Genomic DNA, 20240 nt, shown 5'->3' with positions numbered 1-20240 from the left:
GGCGGCGGGCGGCACCGTCTCGTCGGCCGGATCAAAAGCCGCGGACAGGTCGGCAGTGTCGCGATGGATTCCCTTGCCACGACGACCATTAGCCCTACCGGTTGGAGCGGGCAGGTTCCTCCGCGGAGATCGGCTGCGGGGCGGAAGTCGCCTCGCGCCGAACGGATACACCGTATGCGGCGGCGAGAATCAGTGCGGAGCCGACTATTTGGAGCAGGGCCGGGCGTTCACCGAGGATCACCGCGCCGAGCAGCAGTGCGCCGACCGGGGTGAGCAGCAGCAGGGTGGCGTTCACGCCGCTCGGCACCCGATGGGAGTAGCGGGCGATGAGCAGCCAGCCGATGCCCTGACCCGTCAGCGCGGTGAGAGCCAGCCAGCCCAGGGCCGGACCGTCGACGTGCAGTGTCGAGGAAAGCCCGCGCAGCAGGCCCCAGCCGAGGCCGGCCAGTGCGGGGATGACGATGGCGATGGCGTAGGTCTGCATGGTGCGCCCCTGCCTGCCGCTGCGGCGCAGCAGGAACAGGAAGCCGGAGTAGCAGACGCCCGCCAATATCGCGTGGACGGCGCCGAGCATGGGGTTGTGCCCGGTGGTGCCCTGTTGCAGCACGCCGCTCGCCGCGATGAGACCGACGACCATCACCGGCAGCGCGAAAACCATCCGCCTGCCCGGCAGTTCGCGATCGACCAGGTACGCGACCAGTGGCACGACGACCACCTGCACATTCACCAACACCGTCGTCAGCCCGGCCCCGGCTTCGAGCACTGCGGTGCCCCAGAGAAACATGTCCGCGGCGAAGAACACACCGCAGGCGATCGCCAGCCACGCTTCCCGCCGGTCGAGCAGCCCATTGCGGCGGGTCTCCCACCAGGCGACGGCGACGAGCACCGGGACGGCCAGCGCGCAGCGGTAGAACGTGGAAACCACGGTCGGTGCCTGCGCCAGCGCGACGAACACTCCGGTCGTCGAAACTGCCAGTGCGCCAATGGTTATGCCGATCGTCGCGGCGCCGGATGCTGCCGATTCGGCAGGGACCGCCGTCCGTTGCCCAGTCATCCCACGACCCTGGCATGGTTGTTCTTGCTTGGCGAATGCTTTTCCGGTGGGCTATGGGCAACGACGCCGCGAGTCCGCCTACGTCAGCCGATCGAAGGTGTGCCGCAGTTCCCGACGGCGTGCGTTGCTGGCGGTCACTTTGCCGTAGGCATACGCGAACGCCCACTTGCAAGGGCCCTCATAGCGTTTCGGTAGCAGACCAACTCGCCGCGCCAATTCAGTGCCGAGCGGCAGCGCCGATGCCGCGATGCCGAATCCACCGAACACCTGCAGCAACTGGTCACTGCCGACCATATCGGCGGCGTCCAGCGCCAACTCCGTGATCCGTCCAACAACCTCCGGAGTTTCGAACTCATCCGAGCGTTCGGGCGCATTGTTGTCGAAATCGTCACGCAGTCGCGTGACGACGTCACCCGCCTTGAATCGGCCTCCCGCCTGTTCCAGGTCGTGGCAAAACTGATTCATCCATGCCGCGATCAGTTGCTGGCCGTCGTGCTTCATGAATTGGCTGACGCTTATAGTGCGGCCGTATTCGAGATGGCGAAGCACCTGCAGCACCTCGGAGGTCAGCGCGGAGAGCTCGCTCGGCGTCATCGACGGCACCCGGGGGTACTCGGGGAACTGCACCGGCGACTCGGCGCGTACACGTTCCAACAGCTCCTGGAACGCGGACTCCTTCTGCGCGAGCAGGAATGGTGTCTTCGTTCGCGAGTCGGCCAGCGCCGCATCGTGATTGTAGGTATCGCGAACCACAGCCGCGATGAACCTGCGTCGGTCGGCACGGTGGCGATGCGCCTTCTCGACTATCCCAAGGGGATACCGAAGATGCGCGTCCGAGGCCGTGAGCGATCGGAAGATCGCATCGGCCAGCTCCGGACGTTGCTCGACGTACTCGGGTGCCCAGGTGTCGCCGCCTTCACCACTGACGATCGATACTCGACGGTGCTCTTCGGGCAGCGGACTGTCCTCGGTCGCGAACTTGGCGAGTGCATCGTCGAAGCCCGGCGTCCACATAGCCCCCGGCCAGTGGTGCTCATCGCGTGCCGCCCGGTCCAGCCACCACTCCCGGCAGATGATTTTGATGTCGCCGCTGTCGACCAGCCTGAGGAAGGTGTGCGGTTGGATGCGGCAGTGGATCGACGCGATCATCCGGCTCGACGGTCCCCACAGCACCAGCGGCGAACTCGTCGCGACCATGCGATGCAGCTTCTCGAAGCCGTCGACGCCGTATTCGTTGATATGACAGAACGTGCGAAAAGTCTCCGCTGTCAAGGCTGAACCACCATCCGATGAATCGCGTCACGGGCCACCGGATCCGACTCGTGTCGGTCGTAAACCTGATCGCTCGCCGCGACTATCCAGAGCGATTCAGTTCCGTCATTGCGTACCGCGTGCGACCAATTACGTGGTGGCACAACGACAATCGCTCCAGCCTCGAAAGTGCGCGTGTGCGTGAGAGTTTCCGCGCCGGTGTCCCAATGTAGCGACCAGCGGCCGCGCGCAATGACAGCGACGATCTCCTGACGGATCGCGTGATAGTGGTTCCCGCGCACCTTTCCTGGGCGGATCTCCCCGATGTGCACATCGCGAATCCGGCCGATCCGCGCCAGGTGCGGAAAGAGGATCGAGAAACTCAGTCCGCGGTCGTCTGTCGACTCATCCAGTGCCGCTATGTACATTCGCTCGTCACCCTTCTCTGCGCGGAATATCCAGTTGACCACCGGGTACTCGGTCATTGCGTAGCAATTCCCCGAGTTCGTGCACGATCGCCGAGATCTCCTTCGCCTCGTCCGCTGGCTCCAAAACGCCGGCTCGAGCCAGGCGGATTTCGAGCGATCGCGCCGCACCGTAGCGGCCCAGGTGGAACCGCCAGCGCTCACCGAAGCCGAGCGCACGCTCGGAGCCGATGATGATCGCGGCCACCGCCGTGAGCACCCGCGGGATCCACTGCAGGTCGCCCGACCACGGCAGCGTGGTCGCGACGACGCTCGCCGCGAGCGCGACGACCGTCCCGCCGTTGTAGAAGAACGAGTCCAACTTCGGGTTGTGCCCCGCCTTGTAGTCGTGAATCGCGTCGCGGATCGCCGTTACGTCGCTGCTCATTCGTGGTCCCTTCCACTCGGTCGAGTACGGATGTGTCGCTCCGGGGGTGGTTGCGCCTCATGGGGTTTGCGCTGTGCCCAGCCTCCGAGCAGGACCGCCGTGAAGTCGCCGAACGCCGGTTCCCGCCAGTGCGCGTGGTGATCGATCTCGAAGTTCTGCCGATGCCACTCCCTCGCGGCAGGTGCGCCATACAACCCCACCGCCTCGCTTCGCGGTGTCCACGGCGCATACAGCCAGTTCCCAACGCCGAACGGGCGTTTGAGCACGGGATCGCGCGGGCTGAATCCGACGCCCTCGACGTCGGCCAGCTTCCGACCGTATTGCCCCTTCTTCCAGGCCATCTCCGACACCGCTACCGCGGCTCCAGCCAGGCCGAGTCCCCGCAGGACGGTCTCATCGCCGCGATACCAATCCGCCGCCGCGAGCGCTACCAGAGCACCGAGCGAGTGCCCGATCAAGATGCATGGATGGCTGCGCCGTTGATCCAGATAATCGCCGAGCAAACGGCCACACTCTTTGGCTCGATCCACCACTGCCGGATAGGTGAAGCGCGCGATGGAGCGCATCCAATGCAGATCGCTCGGCCACAAGAAGAGCCCGCACTGCACCATCGGATCCGGCGCAATGAACCGCGCCAGCGACTTCCATTGGTGCAGTGCGTGTTTCCGATTCACATTGAATCCGTGCACGAACAACAACATCGGCCGTCCCGTTTCGGGCGCGAGTTCCGCATGGACCCGCTGCCTGCACGGTCCGCCGCGATCCGCAGTCCGCAAGGTGAGCAACAGGTCGTAACTCACAGCGCACCCCTGCGTTCGATCAGCCGCGCGAGGTCTCGCGCCAACCAGGCGGCAGGGCCACCGATCACCAACCCGCCGATTGTCGCCATCAGCAATTCCGCTGCGCCCGAATGGGTTACGGACGCACCGAGTGCCGCGAGCAGCCCAGCCCAGCCCGCCGACATCGTCCGCAGCACCCGCCGCCAAAGGTTCTCGACCTGGATCTGAAAGATATCGAGCCTGCGCTCGATATGCTCGTACACTGCCTCGGACGGACTCGGGCTCGAACTGTCCGGCGGCGTGACGACCTCGAGGCCGAGCGATTCGCTCGGCGCGGGAACGAGATCCGACGCGATGCGCCGATCACCGATCGTCGCGAAGGTCAGCGCGTCCCGCAACCCTTCCGAAATCGAGCTGTCCGCAAGGAAATCCGCGAAGTGCCGCAGCGATTCGGTCAGCTGGCCCGTCAACTGTCGAGATGTCGACCCGTAACTGAGGTAGCTCGGCGAACCCTTGGCAGCGGACCGTTCGCCAATCGGAGTAGGCCGATGCGTCCGCTCCAGCAACCGCTCATTCAGCAGATTGATATCGCCCCCGAAAAACCGCTCGACCGCCGCCCGATGCACCAGCGCACGCAACGGCGTCTGATGCTTCACGAACTCGACGACCAGAAACGCAATCACCCCGGAAAGCCCCGCGAACAACAGCAACTGCCACAGCACCTCGGACAGCCCACCCCGCCCCCGCGCCTCGAGGTCGCGAACCAGCAGCGCCCGCGCCGACACCGCCCCGAAAACAGTGATCGCGGTGACGCCGACAATGAGGGATACCGGCACCATCCACCGCAGCAGCCCCGGCAACCGCCGTTGCACAAAAGCCACCATGGCCCGCCGCCTCTCCGGGCGCATCGCGAAATCTGTACCGACCAGCCCCAGTGTCGCGACTGCCAATACGACCGGCGCCCAGGTTGCCACCCACACCCAGACGTTCATGCAAACTCCGACGACAGCGGCCGCAACAACCGACAACGGGCAACCGCGCTCGCTCAGATCTGTTCTCGCGCAGCCGGTAGAGAATGCACCCTATCCCCCGCCCAAACCCCGGGGTATCAGCCATTCAGCCGACACCACCTCCTCTCCGAGTTGGTCGGCTGATCACGGGGCACTTGTGGCGGCATCACCCGAGAAGCCCTCAACAACGAAAATCCGCACCCCTTCCGTGCATCCGCACCCCTTCTGGCAACCCAGAACGAGTGCGAATCCACAGAACGAGTGCGGATCCGAGTCTTTGATCTCGAGGTGTTGGAAGTGAGCGCTGCTCCGCGGGGGTCAGGCGGCGACGGGTAGTGGGTCTCTGGTCGCGGCGGCCGTGGTCAGGGGTGTGGACGGCTGGTCGAAGAGTTCCTTGTCGAGGGTTCCTTCGCGGCGCGCGACCAGGATCGGGACGACCATTTGGCCTGCGACATTCGTTGCGGTGCGGATCATGTCGAGGATCGGGTCGATCGCGAGGAGCAGTCCGGCGCCGGCCAGGGGTAGGCCGAGGGTGGACAGAGTGAGGGTGAGCATGACGATTGCGCCGGTGAGACCGGCCGTGGCCGCGGAGCCGACGACGGAGACGAAGGCGATGAGCAGATAGTCGCGGATACCCAGTTCGACGCCGGTGAGCTGGGCGACGAAGATCGCCGCCAGTGCCGGGTAGACCGCGGCGCAACCGTCCATCTTCGTGGTCGCGCCGAAAGGCACGGCGAATGAGGCGTATTCGCCGGGGACGCCGAGCCGCTCGGTCACCATCCGCTGGGTCAGCGGCATCGTGCCGACCGACGAACGCGATACGAAAGCGAGCTCGATCGCGGGCCAAGCCTTGGCGTAGAACCGAATCGGGTTCACGCCGCCTACCGTGCGCAGCAGGATCGGGTAGACGACGACCATCACGATGAGGCACCCGGCGTACACCGCGACCGCGAACGTCGCCAACGGCTGCAGCAGATTCCATCCGTAGCTGGCGATGGCCTTACCGATGAGGCCTGCGGTCCCGATCGGCGCCAACCGGATCACCCACCACAGCGCTTTCTGCACCAGCTGCAAAACCGATTCGGCCAGCGTGACAAAGGGTTTGGCGACCTCGCCGAGCTTCAGAGCCGCCACGCCGAGTACCGCGCCGAGGAACACCAACTGCAGCACGTTGCCGTTGGTGAAGGCGCCGACGACGTTCGTCGGGATGATGCCGGTCAGAAAGTCGGTCCACCCGCCCGACTTCTCGGGCGCCTTCGCCCCGGCCAGCGACAGATCGACGCCGCGCCCAGGATTGGTGACGAGACCGAGCACGATCCCGACCGCCACCGCGATCACCGAGGTCCCCATGAACCACAGCAGCGTCCGCCCGGCCAACCGAGCGGCGTTGGTGACGTGCCGCAACCCGGCGATGCTCACCAGCACCGCGGTGAACACCAGCGGCGGCACCGCAAGCTTCAGCAGCTGCACGAAAATGGTGCCGACCTGCGTCAGCGTGCTCGTCAGCCAGGCCGCCTCGGTCTCGCGCGCTATGAAGCCCGCGGCGACGCCGACGACCAATCCGAGCAGGATCTGAACACCGAACGACCAGCGCGCCGGATTGAGCACACGGCTACGCCAACTGGGTACGGACATGAAGAAACTCCAAGACAGTGAAAAGGATTCGAGTGTGAGACGCGCAGCGTCATCGACACAGCTGTGTCGCCAGCCGCCCGAAATCCACGTGCAACCTGGCCACCAGATGCACGACTGTCCTAGAGAGATTCACAACGTCCCAAATCCTAAGCGATTCATCCGACCAATCTGACCACTCACCCCCGATCCCGGTATGGCCTCCATCACAGCCCTGCCAAGCGCTCGACCAACTCGGCGCAGACCTCGGGTGGACTGAGCATGAAATGACTGATGCCCAACCGCTCGCGCAGGGAGCGGCACTTCTCGGCCAGTTGATCGATCGTGCCGATCCAGACATGGGGCGAGTCCAGGTAGTCGTCGACGGTCAGGGTGGCTCCGGTGCGGGCGTTGATGTCGTCGACGTGGGTGCGCGCGGTGGCGAGCGCGGCGTCGGTGACGATGACCGGCGGGCCGTACCCTGCGGTTGCCGAAGCGTACGTGGACAATTCGATGTCGTCGAAGCGCTCCCCTGCCGCGGCGCGGATCCAGTCGATCTTCTCCGCGGTCGCCGCGACAGTGATACTGGCGGGATCGAAGTACACCCCGCCGGGACGCGAGGGCGGCACCCGCGGTGCGAGGCCGATGATGTCGGCCACTTGAGCCGCCAAGCCGAGCATCTTCCGGCCACCGCCGCCGAGCAGGAAGGGCGGCCGCTGCCGCCACGGCTTCGGCTGACCGTCGTAATCGGTGATGGTGTAATGCTTTCCGGCGTAGGTGAACGGCTTGTCCCCGAAGCAGCCGTCGAGGACGGCGACCGCCTCACGCACCCGCGAGACGCGCGCGCCGACCGGTTCGAAGGGAATTCCGGTCGCCAAGTATTCGTTTCGGCTCCAGCCCGCGCCGAGCCCGATGGCGAGTCGTCCTTCCGACAGTCGGTCCAACGTTGCCAGTTCCTGCGCCAGGACCGCGGGATGCCGGAAGTCCACGTTCAACACGTAGGAACAGACCTGGATACGCTCGGTCGCCAGCGCCGCCGCCGTGAGCAGCGGAATAGGTGCGTACTGGCCGTCGAGATGGTCGGCGAACACCAAGGTGGCGAACCCGACCGATTCCGCGAAACGCGCGGTCTCCTGCATCTGCGACAGACTCACGAGGCCGGTGGTTGCGGTGGTGGCGAAACGAAATGGCTTCATGCGACTACCTTTTCAGGTTCCGCCAGCCGACGTCACCGTCAATGGCAGGATCAGCAGCCTGGCTGCAGGTGGCGGAAGCGGTGGCCGAATGTCACAAGATCGCGCTTGCTGGAGATCCGATGGACCGAAGGTGCTCGGCCCGTGAACTTTCCGGCGGCCAGCGCCGGATGCAGGGTCGGATCGTGGCGCAGGATGCTCACCTCCAGTTCGACGGTCTCCGGGCTCGGCGCCGCGCCGAACTCGGCGGCCAGGTCACGGCGCAAGGCGCGCAAGCGATCCAGCGCATCGACCTGCCTGCCGACCCGGTACAGCGCCAGCGCGTGCAGTCGGGCCAGCGGCTCGTGCATCGGGTGCTCACCCGCCAAAATCGCCATCTCCCTGAGGTATTCGGGGCCGAAGTCGAGCCGAAGCGCGGCATCCAGTCCGGTGACGGTCAATTCGAGCCGCCACTCGTCCAACCTGGCCGCCTCCACCGCCGCATACGGCGCCCATTGGAGGTCCGCCAGCGCGGGTCCGCGCCAGAGCCGCAGCGCTTCCTCCGCGGCCACCCTGACCTCACCGTGGCGTCCGGCCCGCGCCGCCGCGTGCAGCCGGTCGGCGATGGACTCTGCCGCGAGCAGATCGCCCGCCACCATCGTGGTCCGATAGCCCGCAGGCGTGCGCAGCACCGCGGCGCCGTGCACACCCAACGCCGCCCGCAGCCGCGACACCACCACCCGCAGCCGCTCGACCGGCCGCGACAGCTGACCGTCACCCCACAGATCGGCGGCGAGTCGCCGATCAGGAACGGGCACACCACCGGCGAGTGCGAGCCGGACCAGCACCGCCCGTTCCAGCGGACGATCGACACCGATCACTCGATCACCATCGACCACCGACACCGGCCCGAGGATCCGCACCTGCGCGTACCCCGCGTAGGCCGCTGTGGCGATCCAGTGCGGCGCCGTCATGATCGCCCCGCAGGACCGTTCGCCGGCGACGGACCGGCGAGCGTGACGCCGTAGCGCGCGAACTCGGCCTCGACCTCCGCGTCCGACGGCCAGCGGGTATCGGCGGGCGGCAGCACCGTTCCGGTGGCCGCGGTGCCGAAAGCCCGGTGCGCCTTCTCGATTCCCGCGGGCGTGTAGTGGTGCAGCACCCGCGCCGTCGCCGTGCGCACCGCGAATCCGTGCGGGATGCCGCGCGGCAACCACACCGAGGTACCCGGCCGGGCCGCCACCCGATCGAGTCCACGGTGCACGGTGAGTTCCCCTTCGAGCACGAAGCACATTTCGTCCTCCCTCGAATGCACGTGCACCGGCGGTTCGGCGCCCCTCGGCACCACGACCTCGGCGGTGGACAGCACGCCACCGGTGGTCTCGGCGAGTTGATGCCAGATCACCAGGCAGCCGAACGCCCATTCGGCGATCGGCTGGTATTGCCCGAGTTCATGGCGTCGTTCCGGCACGCTGGCTCCTCGATTGGTTTCCCGATGCCCTCAATGCTCGATGCGCGCGATCGAGAAGGGAAACACCGATCGGCTGTCGGATCTACAATCCAGACTTGTGGATGTGGAACTGCGGCACCTGCGCGCTTTTCACGTGCTGGCGACCGAGCTGAATTTCACCAAGGCGGCAGCACGGCTGCACATGACCCAGCAGGCGCTGAGCAACCAGATCAAGCAACTCGAAACCCGCATCGGCGCCACGCTTTTCCAGCGCAGCACCAGGCGGGTGACGCTCACCGACGCCGGGCGGACGCTGCTGCAGCGGGTGCCCGACATTCTCGACACGGTCGGCGCCGCGATCGCCGACACCCGCGAGACGGAGTCCGGCGAGCGCACCGAGCTGATCATCGGCATCCGCGGGGTGACCGGCCTGGACATCACGCCCCGGGTGCTGCGCACCTTCGCGGCGGAGTATCCGCACGTCGTGGTGACCGTCGGCAAGGTCGGGTTCGACGATGCGAGCGCGGGCGTGCTGGCCGGATCCACCGATGTCGGGCTCATCTGGCTGCCCGCGCCCGAGGGGCTGGAGGTGACGCCGCTGCTGGCCGAGGAGCGGATCGCTCTCTTGCCCGCCGATCACCCGCTGGCCGCCGAAACCGCGGTTCCCCCAGAGGAATTGGCCGTGCAGCCGTTCGCGTGGTGGACCGACAATCGGGATCTCATGGCGCGCGACTTCATGACGTTGGCGGACTACCGCGAGGGTCCGGCAACCATCGGCGCCGAAGTGGCGACGCTGGAGGATCTGCTCGCCGCGGTGGGCAGCGGCCAGGCGGTCGCGGTGTCGGTCGCCTCGGTGTCCCGGTTCTTTCCGTGGGCGGGTGTGGTCACCCGCCCGCTGCGCGATGTGCCGCCCGCGGTGCTCGCGGTCGCCTACCGCGCGGACGACGAGCGGCCGCTGGTTGCGGGGTTCGTTCGCACGGCGACCAAGGCGGCGGCAGAGCTTGTCGCGGAAGGCGAAGGATCAGCACCCTCGTAACCCTGACGGACCTCTCGCAGTGAAGGAGCGTTGATGCCCGCTTTCGCCGACGACCAGGCCGGAGCGCGCGCAGCCGGGAACGGGCTCGACCCGCTGGAGCTGACCGAGGCCGAGCGCGCCGCGCTGTCCGACCTCGCGCGCTATCCGCTGCTCGACGCGATCTACGGTCGCCGATCCCGGCGCTTTCCGGTGGGCGGCGCCATTCCCGCCGGACCGCTCGCCTTCACCAGCAGCAAACCACCACAGTCGCTGAGCGATCTCGAACGCGCGGTGGTGCTGAATACCGTTGCGGGCTGGACCGGCTGGCATTTCGGCATCAGCCACCATCCCGGTTACGCGCCCGCCGCACCGAACTACAGCGGCTCCGCCACCGGGCGCACCTTCGGGTCGGCGGCCGGATTCCACACCAGCGAGTTCTTTTTCACCGACGATTCGGGCACCTACTTCCTGCCGACCAGAGATGCCGTGCCGGACGGTGTGTATGCCGAAGGCGAAGGTGTGACCGAAGCCAAGCTCGGCCGGCTGCTGTCGCGCGTGGTGCGGCTGTCCGACCGACGCGTCCATTTGCCGCGCACGGAACCGTATTTGGAGGGCCACAACACCTGGATCGCCAACCATCCCGGCTCGCTGTTGGTGATCCCGGTGGCCGACATCGCCCAGCAGATGCTCGCGAATATCGCGTTCTTCGCACAGAACGGTTTCGCCCTCTACGACGATGTGCACCAGCGGCCGATTCCCGGTGTCGAAAAATACAGTGACCTTTTGCGTTTCACCGAACCGATACCGCTGTCGTTCGTCGAGCAGTACTCGTTGACCGAGGCGACGGCGGAGTTGATGGCGGCGGTGCACAACGGGCATTTGCTGCTCGGCGCCATGGGATTGGGCGGCTGGACGTTCGACGGCATCGACCGGCTGACGATGCTCGGCGCGAGCGGCGACCCGGACATCCCCGGCCTCGGCTTCCGCTACGACACCGATTCCCGCTGGGCACTGCCCAATCCGACCGGGCTGCCCGGGGTCTTCGAGGCGTACTGCCGACCGCACTACGCCACCATGACCGATGCCGTGGAAGCACTGGCCGAACGAAAGTTCGGCCACGGTGGGCCCTATCACCCCGACACCCCAGGCCCGTTCGCCGACAACGCCACAGTGCGCGGCGCAGCAGCCCCGTGGGACAAACGCTTCCGCGAGTTCCTCGCCCTGCAGGCCACCTACATCGACGAGACGTTCGGCAAGTTCCCCGGCACGGTGCCGACGGTGTGGATCATGAACTACCTGCAGGCTCAGCATATCGATCTGGAGTTCTACGACACCGTGCTCACCGACACCGCGGTGCTGTCCACCCACCGCGACCACCAACGCGTCTGGCACCAGGAGTGAGAGAGGCTAGTTGGTAAGGCTTGCCTAATTACCGTACGGTAATAGCAATGGCAGCCATGGACACAATCCAGCTATCGCGCCGTCTGTTCACCACCCTGTGCGCGGCCGGGCTCGGCGCCGCCGTCACCGGGTGCGGCCGGTCCGCCGACGACGAGCCGTACACGGGGCCGGGCGGGTGGACGTTCACCGACGATCGGGGCAGCACGGTCCGGACCAAGGAGGCGCCGAGTCGGATCGTCGCGTTCGCGGGCACCGCCGGGCTGCTCGCCGACTTCGGCTTACAGCAGCGCGTCGTCGGGGTGTTCGGCGAAACACGCACGGCGACAGGGGAACCGAGCCTGCTGACCGGAGACTTGGAACTCGCCAAGGTGACCGTGCTCGGCAACAACTGGGGCGAGTTCGACATCGAGAAGTACGCGGGGCTCGAACCCGACCTACTGCTCACCGATACGTATGTGGGCGACCAACTCTGGTACGTGCCGGATGCGAGCAAAGACAAGATTCTGCAGATCAATCCCAATGTCCTCGCGCAAAAAGTAGCCCACCGGACGTTGCCGGCCATCATCGCTCGCTATCGCGAGCTCGCCGGGGCGCTCGGCGCAGACCTGAACGCCCCCAAGGTGATCCAAGCCACCGCGCGATTCGACGCCGCGACCCAGGCGATCCGCGATGCGGTGGCGCAGCGGCCGGGCCTGCGGGTCATGGCGGCCTCGGCCGCGCCAGGCGTCTTCTACGTGTCGGATCCGAGAGCCTCCGCCGACCTCAGCTATCTCGCGGAGTTGGGGGTGGACATGGTGATTCCGGAGCATGTCGGCAGCGACGGCTTCTTCGAGAACCTGAGCTGGGAGCACACCGACAAGTACCCGGCCGACCTGATCCTGCTGGATCGCCGGACCCTCGCGCTGACGCCGGAAGCGCTGGCCGCCAACCCGGTGTGGCGCGGCCTGCCCGCGGTGCGCGCCAATCAGGTCGCCAGTTGGCAACCGGTGTACCGGTTCTCGCATGCGGGAGTGGCGCCGCTGCTCGACGATCTGGCGGCGGCCATTCGACGCGCCACCAAGGTCAGCTGAGCGGCATACCGCCGCAGCCGATCTGCCGATTCTGTTAACATCCTGCCGTCGGGGAGGCATATCGGTTCGAGACTCCCACCGCGTAACGAACGGAAACACCATGCGCCGACGCATCTTTGCGGCCCTAGCCATCGCCGCGATGGCGCTCTCCCTCACGGTCGCGTGCAGCCGCAGTACCACCGTTTCCCGCTGGTGCGAGTTCGACGCCACCGACACCGTCGTCGAGGACAGCTTCTGTCTGAACAACACCCCGGGATACGAGTGGGAACCCGACAGCGACAAGCCGGCGAAGAAGCCCAAGACCAGCACGAAGCCCAAGCCGACCACCGCGAAACCGGCACCGACCACCCGCCGCTGACCTCGACCTGATCGCGAGGGGTACCGCGGTCGGCGGTTCGGCGGGAGACTGAGTCGATGAGCAGTCGCCTCCGTGAGCGAACCTTCGCGCGCATGCTCCGCCTGACCTCGGCCGATCTCGGCACCGCCGAGCTGATCGACGAGGCCGCCGAGCTGCTCGCCACCGCGATTCCGTACGACTCCGCGTGCTGGCACACCACCGATCCCGACAGCCTGATCGAGACCGGGTTCCGGGCCTACGACATGCCGCCACCGGATGCCGGAGTCGCCCGGTTCGCGTACCTGCCACAGGACTTCAATTCGTTCACCACGCTAGCGGCGGGCGCACGGCACAGCGGCGTACTCAGCGAAGTCACCGGCGGTCGCCTGGATCGCAGCATTCGTTATCGAGAGTTGTTGCGGCCCAACAGCATGCAAGGTGAGCTGCGGACCGCGCTTGTCATCGACGGCGCCTGCTGGGGGAACATCTCGCTGTTCCGCGCCGCGCCGCACGACTTCACCGCCGACGACCGGGACTTCGCGCACGACCTGGCCGGAGTGCTTGGCCGCGGACTGCGCACGGCAGGGGTGCGCGCCCGGTCCGCCGCAGACAGCGAGGTGCGTTGGCCCGGCGTGCTGGTGCTGGACGCGAACGGCCAGGTCACGACGATCTCCGCGCCCGCGCGGGCCTGGCTCGCCGACCTCGGCGCGCCCGAGGCGCCCGAGCACGACGCGTTGCCGTTCGCCATGCTGGCCCTGGCCGAGCGGGCCAGAACCGACGGCGACGTCGCGACCAGGGTGCGCGCGGCGAGCGGCCGCTGGGTCTCGTTGCATGCGTCCGCGACCGGCGCGCAGGTGTCCTTCGTTCTCCAGCAAGCGAATCCGAGCACGATCACGCCGTTGCTGTACGCGGCATTCGGGCTGACGGCACGCGAACGAGAGATCACCGATCTGGTCGTGGCGGGGTGCAGCACCGGCGAGATCGCCGAACAGCTGTTCATCTCGCCGCTCACCGTGCAGGCCCATCTCACCGCCGTCTTCACCAAGACCGGCATTCGCAGTCGGCGCAAGCTCGCGGTGCTGTTGCGCGGCGATGCCGGCGCAGGAAATACGACATTTCTGGGATAGGCCTGGTCGGCGGTCGTCCGTAGCGTTCCGCGGGTAGCCCCACCGTGGGGCTGTCGGGTGGGAAGGACGACTTCGTGACGATCATCGAACACACCGGAGACGACAGCGTCACCGTGCTGAACGTGCTCGATCCGGCATTTCGGCCGGACTCCGCGCAGGTGCTCGCGGCACGCGCCGAGCACTGGTATGCCCGCACGCCGATCGGCTTCGCGGTGTTGCGGCATCGGGAGGCGGCGGCACTGCTCGCGGACCGCAGGGTGCGCTGGGGCGGGGTGGACTCCCTTGCCGCACAAGGCCTTACCTCGGGACCCGCGGTCGAGTGGATCGGGTCGGTGCTGCCGAGTATCGAGGGGGCCGATCATGCGCGGTTGCGCGGGCTGGTGAGCCAGGCGTTCAACCGTGCCGCGGTGGACCGGCTGCGGCCGGTCATGCGCTCCGTCACCGAAGAACTCGTCGCACCGCTCGTCGCCACCGGGGAATGCGAGTTCATGGCCGACTTCGCGGACCGGTATCCCGCCAGGATCCTCAGCGAACTGCTGGGAGTACCGCCCGAACGGCGCGCGGACTTTCATCGGCTGCCGAACGAGATCGGCCTGATCTTCAGCGTTGCGGCAACCGAGCACCTGCCCCGCATCGAGGCGGCGCTCGCGGCACTGCACGACGCCATCGACGAGCTGATCGAGCAGCGCAGAGCCACGCCGGGGCCCGATCTGATCACCGACCTGATCGCGGCCGAGGAGGCCGGAGATCGGCTGTCCCCCACCGAATTACGCACGATGGTCAGCGCTCTGCTGTTCGCGGGGCAAGATACGACGCGCCAGCAACTCGGCCGCGCGGTGCAGGTCTTCCTCGAACACCCGCGGCAGTGGCGGATGCTCGCCGAGGATCCGGCGCTCGCACCGCGCGCGGTCGAAGAGGTCATGCGAGTTGCGCCGGGGGTCAACACCATTTGGCGAGTCGTCGACCAGTCGATCGACTTCGAAGGTCTCACCATTCCGGCAGGCAGCTTCCTCAACATCCTGCTCGACGCCGCGCACACCGATCCCGCCGCCTTCGGCGCCGCCGAATTCGACATCACCGCACCGCGATCCGCGGCACAGCTCACCTTCGGCGGCGGCATCCACTACTGCCTCGGCGCACCACTCGCCCGCGCCGAGATCGCCGAGGCGCTGCCCATTCTCGCGCGCAGCTTTCCCGACCTCGCCGCGGCCGGACCGGCCGTGCCTGGCCTCACCCTCGGCCCCGTCGGACCACGCACGCTTCCGCTCCGATACGGAGCGCCGTCGAGTGTGTGACGAGATGCTAGGTGCGCGGAGCGTTGCGGGCGGTGCCGCGGTGGGCGGCGACGGTGGTGGGGTCCTCTGGCCAGGCGTGTTTGGGATAGCGGCCGCGAAGGTCGGCGCGGACCTGTGGCCAGCCGGTGCGCCAGAAGGACGCCAGGTCAGCGGTGACGGCCACGGGGCGTTGGGCGGGCGAGAGCAGGTGCAACAGGATCGATACTCGACCATCGGCCAGACGAGGCGTGTCGGTCCAGCCGAAGACTTCCTGCACCTTCACCGCGAGCACCGGTGGATCGGTCGAATAGTCCAGCCGCGGGCGGCTTCCGGAAGGGACCGGCAAGCGTTCGGGGGCGAGCTCGTCCAAACGGGTTGCCTCAGGCCACGGCAGCAGGCGGCGCAGGGCTTGGCCTGCGTCAACGCGGCCCAGGTCGGTGCGGCGGCGGGCGGTGGCGAGTTCGGGTCCGAGCCAGGTGTCGGCGGTGGCGAGCAGTGACTCGTCATCGACCGGTGGCCATGGTGCGCCGAGCGTGCGGTGCAGGAAGTCGAGGCGCTGTCTGAGGGCGAGGGCTTCCTCGTCCCACCGGAGCAAGCCCAGGCCGCTCGAGGCCAAGCCGTGAAGTAGTGCCGCGCTCAGCAATTGGCGATCGGGATCACGAAGAGCATGCTCCGACAGCACGATCGCACCGAGTCGCTCCACGCGGCGAGCAACGACGTCGCCGTCGACCCACGCCACCTGTTCCTCGGTCACCAGGAGATTCGCCGCCGCCCGGCGGGCCAGCTGCTCATCGGCGACGGCGGCCAATCGAATCCGCGCGTCGGACCGACCAGGATCGCGGGTCGCCGACGCGACCGCCAGCCATTCCGCGTCGGCCAATCCGGAACCAGGCGGCAGGGTGGCTGCGGTGCCGCCGACCATCAGGTAGCTCGTTGATCCCGGGCCACGACGCCGCGCCAGTCGCTCCGGATGGGCAAGGGCGACAACCAAAGCCGGATCGTCGGTGCCGTCCGAGGCGGCGACCAGACGGGACAGGCGGTCGACCTCCCGCAGCCAGCGGGGCGGTCGGTCCCGACGCAGTGCCCGCAGACCTGTCACGAGATCGACTCCTGGCGTGTGGGTGTCGTCGTCGAGGACGGTGACCACTTCCGCCGCCGCGCGGGTGCCGACCTCCGCGGCGCCGTCGAGCAGGGCCCGTGCCAGCCGGGGGTGCAGTCCGAGCTGGGCGATGCGCCGCCCGCGCTCGGTCACCGCACCGTCTGCGGTCACGGCCCCCAGTGCGCGCAAAACCGAACGGCCGGCGGACAATCCGCCGTGCGGTGGGGCATCCCACCAGGCGAGGCCCGTGCCGTCGGGGGTGCCCCAGCACGCGAGTTCCAATGCCAATCGCGTCAGATCGGCGCTTCGGATCTCCGGCTCGGGATAGGCGGGCAACGTGCTGTGTTCGTACTCCGGCCAGCATCGCCACGTGTGCCCGGGCCCCTCCCTGCCTGCCCGCCCGGCGCGCTGCTCTGCCACCGCCGCCGAAACCCGTACTGTCGCAAGCCCGGACAAGCCACGGCCCCGATCAATGCGCGGCACCCGTGCCAGTCCCGAATCCACCACGGCCCGCACCCCAGGCACCGTCAAGCTGGATTCGGCGACCGCCGTCGACAGCACAACGCGCCGCCGCGCTCCTCGGCGCAACGCCGTGTCCTGGCTTGCCGCGGAAAGCCGCCCGTGCAACGGGACCAGATCCACGTCCGGCTCGTTCGCCAACAACTCGGCAGTCCAACGGATTTCAGCGGCACCGGGCAGGAACACCAGCACGTCACCCGCGGTGCTCGCAAGCGCGGCACGGGTCGCGCGCGCCACGTGCGCTGCCACCCGCTCGCGCGGCAGCGGCGGGACATACGTCAGGTCCACCGGGTAGGCGCGCCCATGCACCTCCACCACAGGGGCATCTTGGTCCCCGCCGAGAAGCGCCGAAAGTCGACCTGCGGCAACCGTTGCCGACGTGGCGAGCACCTTGATATCCGGTCGAAGACCGGCCCGGGCGTCGAGCAGCAGCGCCAACAGCAGGTCCGCGTCCAGATGCCGTTCGTGGCATTCGTCGAGCACGACCACATCCACGCCGTCGAGTTCGGGATCGCCTTGCAGTCGCCGCACGAGCAGGCCGGAGGTCACCACCTCGACCCGGGTCCGTGCGCCCACTCGGCGATCCCCGCGGACCGAATACCCGACCTGCTCCCCCACCTGCTCACCCAGCAACGCCGCCATCCGGGCCGCGGCCGCCCGCGCCGCCAACCGGCGCGGCTCGGCCACCAGCACCCGTCCGGTGGTCGCCGCCGCCAACGCCAACGGCACCAACGTCGTCTTTCCGGTGCCAGGCGGTGCGACGAGCACGGCGGCGCCCCGTTCGGTCAGCGTGCCGACGATATGGTCGAGCCTGCCGCGAACCGGCAGATCAGGGAGTTCAGGCAGTTTCATTACCGCTCAGTCTGCCTGCCGCGACGGTATCGCCCTTGCCGGTGTCCGCCCTCAGTCGAGACAGAACTCGTTGCCCTCGACGTCCTGCATCACGATGCACGACTCGTTGATGCCGTCGGCGGCCAGCAGCTGGAAGCGCACCGCGCCGAGCGCGACCAACCGGGCGCATTCGGCCTCGAGCGTGGCCAGCCGCTCATCTCCCACGAGTCCGGTGCCGACCCGAACATCGAGATGCACCCGATTCTTGACAACCTTCCCTTCGGGAACGCGCTGAAAGTACAGGCGCGGCCCAACACCGGTCGGATCAACGCAGGCGAACGCCGACCCCTGCTGTTCCGGCGGCAGTGCGCGATCGAACTCTTCCCACGACGCGAAACCCTTGGGCGGCGGCGGCACGACGTACCCCAACACCTCGCACCAAAAACGCGCAACCCGCTCGGGATCCGCGCAATCGAAGGTGACTTGAACCTGTCTAACCGATGCCATCGGTCCACCATAGAGCCGCGATCTTCGTCGGCTGCACAGGGCACGGCCGACCCACCGCTCATGGTGGCGCCAACAGCCCATACGCCAGTGCCGCGGTGACGGCGGCAGTGCGGTCGGAGACGTCGAGTTTCGCGAATGTGCGCTGCAGGTGGGTTTTCACGGTGGTCTCGCCGATGTGCAGGAGCCGACCGATCTCGGCGTTGGTCAGCCCGCGCGCGACGTGTCCGAGGACCTCTACCTCGCGGGCCGACAGGACCACCCGCGGTTCCCTGCGCCGCAGCCGTGCGCTGACCGACGGCGCAAGCACGGTCTCGCCGCGGGCGGCCGCCCGCACGGCAGCGGCGAGCTCGACACGCGAGCTGCCCTTCAGCAAGTAACCCGATGCCCCGGCTGCCACCGCGCGCACGATATCGGCGTGCGTCTCGTACGTGGTGAGGATGACCACCCGGGTGTCGGGACAGGCGGCGAGGATCTGTTCGGTCGCCGAGGCGCCGTCGACCCCAGGCATCCGGAGGTCCATCAGCACCACGTCGGGACGGACCGCGGTGGCGACGGTCACCGCCTCTGCTCCGCCGGCTGCCTCGCCAACAATAGCGAGATCGGTTTCCCTGGAGAGCATTCCGCGCATGCCCTCACGCACCACCGGGTGGTCGTCGACAAGGACGACGGTGATCACGTCGGCACCACGATATCCACCCGGGTGCCCGCACCCGGGCTGGTCGTGACCGCGACGGTCGCGCCGACCTCGTGCGCCCTGCTACGCAGGCTGGACAGCCCGAAGCCGTTCGTGCGCGCAAGGTCGAAACCGATTCCGTTGTCCGCCACCGAAAGTCGCACGTCCTGATCGGTCCGGGTGAGTGTGACGTGCACACAGTCGGCGTGTGCGTGTTTGCGCACGTTCGTCAGCGCCTCCTGCACAACCCGAAGCAATACCACCTCGGTGGCCGTATCGAGTTGTGGCACAGTTGAATCCACCTCCACATGCACGCTGATACCTGTCTCGTCGGTCAGCCGCTCGCACCGGCGCCGCACCGAATCGGCAAGTGGGCCGACGCCCAGTTCCGGCGGCGTCAACGCCTCGACCATGGCGCGTGCTTCGATCAGGTTCTCCCGCGCGGTTGCCTCGATCAGCGCGATATGGCGGCGCGCGACAACGGGATCGGAATCGAACTCCGAGTCAACGGCCTGGGCCAGCGTCGCAATGCCGGTGAAACCCTGGGTCAGTGTGTCGTGGATTTCCCGTGCCAGACGGGCACGTTCGGCCGCCGTGCCGGCTTCCCTGGACAACCGCTCGACATCGGCGCGGCTGCTCTCCAGCTGGCGCAGCAAGACGGCCAATTGCTCACCACGGTCGATGGCCAGCACGATCGTCCCGCCGATCGGCGGATTGAACACCACCGCGATCAGCGAGATCGTCAGGCCCATCGGCACATCCAGCTGGCTGATGAGCGAGTAGACCAGCGGCGTCAAGCTGATCGCGCCTGCGACCAGCATCGCGGGCCGCACCGGCAGCGACATGTAGATCAGTGCGTAGATCACCATCAGTCCGGCGTTGGCCTGCGGTGACCACCAGGCGGCAATGAGAAACAAGACGAGCGCCACGGCCACGAACGACACCGAGTTCCGGTCCACCACACGGTGAGTGAACGCTCCCGGATTGCTGCGACGCGGCGCCAACAGCGCCGACCATGCCAGCAGGCCGGCCAACGCCGCCAAACTCGTCCACATGTGCCCGGCGAACTCGTGCTGCAAGACAATCACGAGAACCGCCGTGGCGATGATCCCGCCCACGACATAGGCGGCCCAGATCCGAACCCAGAAGTCCCACCCCACCGGCGCGAGGCCGCGCGCTGTCATGCCTCGACGATAACCCGGATCGGG

At 67.5% G+C, this 20240-nt stretch carries 20 protein-coding genes; 6 read left to right on the top strand and 14 right to left on the bottom strand.

The window, feature by feature from the left end; translation table 11 throughout:
• Positions 1 to 94: 94 nt before the first annotated feature.
• From ACGFNJ_RS17960 to ACGFNJ_RS17915, 10 genes are all read right to left on the bottom strand, one after another.
• Positions 95 to 1054 (bottom strand): DMT family transporter, encoded by a 960-nt coding sequence (locus ACGFNJ_RS17960; RefSeq protein ID WP_393448743.1) that lies wholly within the window; start codon positions 1052 to 1054, stop codon positions 95 to 97.
• Between the two features lie 78 nt (positions 1055 to 1132).
• Positions 1133 to 2326, bottom strand: coding sequence for a hypothetical protein (locus ACGFNJ_RS17955; RefSeq protein WP_393448740.1), 1194 nt, complete (start codon positions 2324 to 2326; stop codon positions 1133 to 1135).
• Positions 2323 to 2790, bottom strand: a complete 468-nt coding sequence (locus tag ACGFNJ_RS17950; RefSeq protein ID WP_393448737.1) for a hypothetical protein — start codon at positions 2788 to 2790, stop codon at positions 2323 to 2325. The genes ACGFNJ_RS17955 and ACGFNJ_RS17950 overlap by 4 nt, the downstream gene beginning before the upstream one ends.
• Positions 2741 to 3157 (bottom strand): hypothetical protein, encoded by a 417-nt coding sequence (locus ACGFNJ_RS17945; RefSeq protein WP_393448734.1) that lies wholly within the window; start codon positions 3155 to 3157, stop codon positions 2741 to 2743. The genes ACGFNJ_RS17950 and ACGFNJ_RS17945 overlap by 50 nt, the downstream gene beginning before the upstream one ends.
• A complete protein-coding gene (locus ACGFNJ_RS17940; protein ID WP_393448731.1) occupies positions 3154 to 3957 on the bottom strand; it encodes an alpha/beta fold hydrolase in 804 nt (267 codons plus the stop codon). Before ACGFNJ_RS17940 ends, ACGFNJ_RS17945 begins: the two co-directional genes overlap by 4 nt.
• Positions 3954 to 4928 carry a hypothetical protein gene (locus tag ACGFNJ_RS17935; RefSeq protein WP_393448728.1) on the bottom strand — a complete coding sequence of 325 codons (975 nt, stop codon included), beginning with the start codon at positions 4926 to 4928 and terminating at the stop codon, positions 3954 to 3956. The genes ACGFNJ_RS17940 and ACGFNJ_RS17935 overlap by 4 nt, the downstream gene beginning before the upstream one ends.
• Positions 4929 to 5264: 336 nt before the next feature.
• Positions 5265 to 6581 (bottom strand): dicarboxylate/amino acid:cation symporter, encoded by a 1317-nt coding sequence (locus ACGFNJ_RS17930; protein ID WP_393448725.1) that lies wholly within the window; start codon positions 6579 to 6581, stop codon positions 5265 to 5267.
• Positions 6582 to 6784: 203 nt separating this feature from the next.
• A complete protein-coding gene (locus ACGFNJ_RS17925; protein ID WP_393448722.1) occupies positions 6785 to 7753 on the bottom strand; it encodes a TIGR03621 family F420-dependent LLM class oxidoreductase in 969 nt (322 codons plus the stop codon).
• A gap of 50 nt (positions 7754 to 7803) precedes the next feature.
• Complete coding sequence (locus tag ACGFNJ_RS17920; RefSeq protein ID WP_393448719.1) at positions 7804 to 8703, bottom strand: BTAD domain-containing putative transcriptional regulator; 900 nt, start codon at positions 8701 to 8703, stop codon at positions 7804 to 7806.
• Complete coding sequence (locus ACGFNJ_RS17915) at positions 8700 to 9200, bottom strand: cupin domain-containing protein (RefSeq protein WP_393448716.1); 501 nt, start codon at positions 9198 to 9200, stop codon at positions 8700 to 8702. The genes ACGFNJ_RS17920 and ACGFNJ_RS17915 overlap by 4 nt, the downstream gene beginning before the upstream one ends.
• Positions 9201 to 9297: 97 nt before the next feature.
• On the opposite strand from ACGFNJ_RS17915, the gene ACGFNJ_RS17910 reads away from it, so the two are divergent.
• The 6 genes from ACGFNJ_RS17910 to ACGFNJ_RS17885 all read left to right on the top strand — a co-directional run bounded on the left by ACGFNJ_RS17910 (position 9298) and on the right by ACGFNJ_RS17885 (position 15424).
• Positions 9298 to 10215: a LysR substrate-binding domain-containing protein gene (locus tag ACGFNJ_RS17910; RefSeq protein ID WP_393448713.1), complete on the top strand. Its 918-nt coding sequence runs from the start codon at positions 9298 to 9300 to the stop codon at positions 10213 to 10215.
• 33 nt (positions 10216 to 10248) lie between these two features.
• Positions 10249 to 11595 carry a hypothetical protein gene (locus ACGFNJ_RS17905; RefSeq protein WP_393448710.1) on the top strand — a complete coding sequence of 449 codons (1347 nt, stop codon included), beginning with the start codon at positions 10249 to 10251 and terminating at the stop codon, positions 11593 to 11595.
• A gap of 47 nt (positions 11596 to 11642) precedes the next feature.
• Positions 11643 to 12665, top strand: coding sequence for an ABC transporter substrate-binding protein (locus ACGFNJ_RS17900; RefSeq protein WP_393448707.1), 1023 nt, complete (start codon positions 11643 to 11645; stop codon positions 12663 to 12665).
• A 100-nt stretch (positions 12666 to 12765) separates the two neighbouring features.
• Positions 12766 to 13023 carry a hypothetical protein gene (locus tag ACGFNJ_RS17895; RefSeq protein WP_393448704.1) on the top strand — a complete coding sequence of 86 codons (258 nt, stop codon included), beginning with the start codon at positions 12766 to 12768 and terminating at the stop codon, positions 13021 to 13023.
• A gap of 56 nt (positions 13024 to 13079) precedes the next feature.
• A complete protein-coding gene (locus ACGFNJ_RS17890; protein ID WP_393448701.1) occupies positions 13080 to 14129 on the top strand; it encodes a LuxR C-terminal-related transcriptional regulator in 1050 nt (349 codons plus the stop codon).
• Between the two features lie 74 nt (positions 14130 to 14203).
• Positions 14204 to 15424 carry a cytochrome P450 gene (locus ACGFNJ_RS17885; RefSeq protein WP_393448698.1) on the top strand — a complete coding sequence of 407 codons (1221 nt, stop codon included), beginning with the start codon at positions 14204 to 14206 and terminating at the stop codon, positions 15422 to 15424.
• 7 nt (positions 15425 to 15431) lie between these two features.
• Here the strand turns inward: ACGFNJ_RS17885 and hrpB are convergent, their stop codons facing one another.
• Genes hrpB through ACGFNJ_RS17865 form a run of 4 tightly spaced genes read right to left on the bottom strand, consistent with a single transcriptional unit; the run spans position 15432 to position 20216 of the window.
• Positions 15432 to 17873 (bottom strand): ATP-dependent helicase HrpB, encoded by a 2442-nt coding sequence (hrpB, locus tag ACGFNJ_RS17880; protein WP_393448695.1) that lies wholly within the window; start codon positions 17871 to 17873, stop codon positions 15432 to 15434.
• Between the two features lie 51 nt (positions 17874 to 17924).
• Positions 17925 to 18359: a VOC family protein gene (locus ACGFNJ_RS17875; RefSeq protein WP_393448692.1), complete on the bottom strand. Its 435-nt coding sequence runs from the start codon at positions 18357 to 18359 to the stop codon at positions 17925 to 17927.
• Positions 18360 to 18417: 58 nt separating this feature from the next.
• Positions 18418 to 19035 (bottom strand): response regulator, encoded by a 618-nt coding sequence (locus ACGFNJ_RS17870; protein ID WP_393448689.1) that lies wholly within the window; start codon positions 19033 to 19035, stop codon positions 18418 to 18420.
• On the bottom strand, positions 19032 to 20216 hold the full coding sequence (locus ACGFNJ_RS17865; RefSeq protein WP_393448686.1) for a sensor histidine kinase: 1185 nt from the start codon (positions 20214 to 20216) through the stop codon (positions 19032 to 19034). The genes ACGFNJ_RS17870 and ACGFNJ_RS17865 overlap by 4 nt, the downstream gene beginning before the upstream one ends.
• Positions 20217 to 20240: the final 24 nt, after the last annotated feature.

This window comes from Nocardia sp. NPDC049149, assembly GCF_043197455.1.
Classification (GTDB): domain Bacteria; phylum Actinomycetota; class Actinomycetes; order Mycobacteriales; family Mycobacteriaceae; genus Nocardia.
The sequence above is the reverse complement of the archived record's forward strand: the minus strand, read 5'-3'. Positions and strand labels throughout refer to the sequence as shown.

What these genes read in the sequence shown, in the direction of transcription:
- ACGFNJ_RS17960 (WP_393448743.1), bottom strand. Translation starts at nt 1,054, where the DNA reads ATGACTGGGCAACGGACGGCGGTCCCTGCCGAATCGGCAGCATCCGGC.
- ACGFNJ_RS17950 (WP_393448737.1), bottom strand. Translation starts at nt 2,790, where the DNA reads ATGACCGAGTACCCGGTGGTCAACTGGATATTCCGCGCAGAGAAGGGT.
- ACGFNJ_RS17945 (WP_393448734.1), bottom strand. Translation starts at nt 3,157, where the DNA reads ATGAGCAGCGACGTAACGGCGATCCGCGACGCGATTCACGACTACAAG.
- ACGFNJ_RS17935 (WP_393448728.1), bottom strand. Translation starts at nt 4,928, where the DNA reads ATGAACGTCTGGGTGTGGGTGGCAACCTGGGCGCCGGTCGTATTGGCA.
- ACGFNJ_RS17930 (WP_393448725.1), bottom strand. Translation starts at nt 6,581, where the DNA reads ATGTCCGTACCCAGTTGGCGTAGCCGTGTGCTCAATCCGGCGCGCTGG.
- ACGFNJ_RS17925 (WP_393448722.1), bottom strand. Translation starts at nt 7,753, where the DNA reads ATGAAGCCATTTCGTTTCGCCACCACCGCAACCACCGGCCTCGTGAGT.
- ACGFNJ_RS17920 (WP_393448719.1), bottom strand. Translation starts at nt 8,703, where the DNA reads ATGACGGCGCCGCACTGGATCGCCACAGCGGCCTACGCGGGGTACGCG.
- ACGFNJ_RS17905 (WP_393448710.1), top strand. Translation starts at nt 10,249, where the DNA reads ATGCCCGCTTTCGCCGACGACCAGGCCGGAGCGCGCGCAGCCGGGAAC.
- ACGFNJ_RS17900 (WP_393448707.1), top strand. Translation starts at nt 11,643, where the DNA reads ATGGCAGCCATGGACACAATCCAGCTATCGCGCCGTCTGTTCACCACC.
- ACGFNJ_RS17895 (WP_393448704.1), top strand. Translation starts at nt 12,766, where the DNA reads ATGCGCCGACGCATCTTTGCGGCCCTAGCCATCGCCGCGATGGCGCTC.
- ACGFNJ_RS17890 (WP_393448701.1), top strand. Translation starts at nt 13,080, where the DNA reads ATGAGCAGTCGCCTCCGTGAGCGAACCTTCGCGCGCATGCTCCGCCTG.
- hrpB (WP_393448695.1), bottom strand. Translation starts at nt 17,873, where the DNA reads ATGAAACTGCCTGAACTCCCTGATCTGCCGGTTCGCGGCAGGCTCGAC.
- ACGFNJ_RS17875 (WP_393448692.1), bottom strand. Translation starts at nt 18,359, where the DNA reads ATGGCATCGGTTAGACAGGTTCAAGTCACCTTCGATTGCGCGGATCCC.
- ACGFNJ_RS17865 (WP_393448686.1), bottom strand. Translation starts at nt 20,216, where the DNA reads ATGACAGCGCGCGGCCTCGCGCCGGTGGGGTGGGACTTCTGGGTTCGG.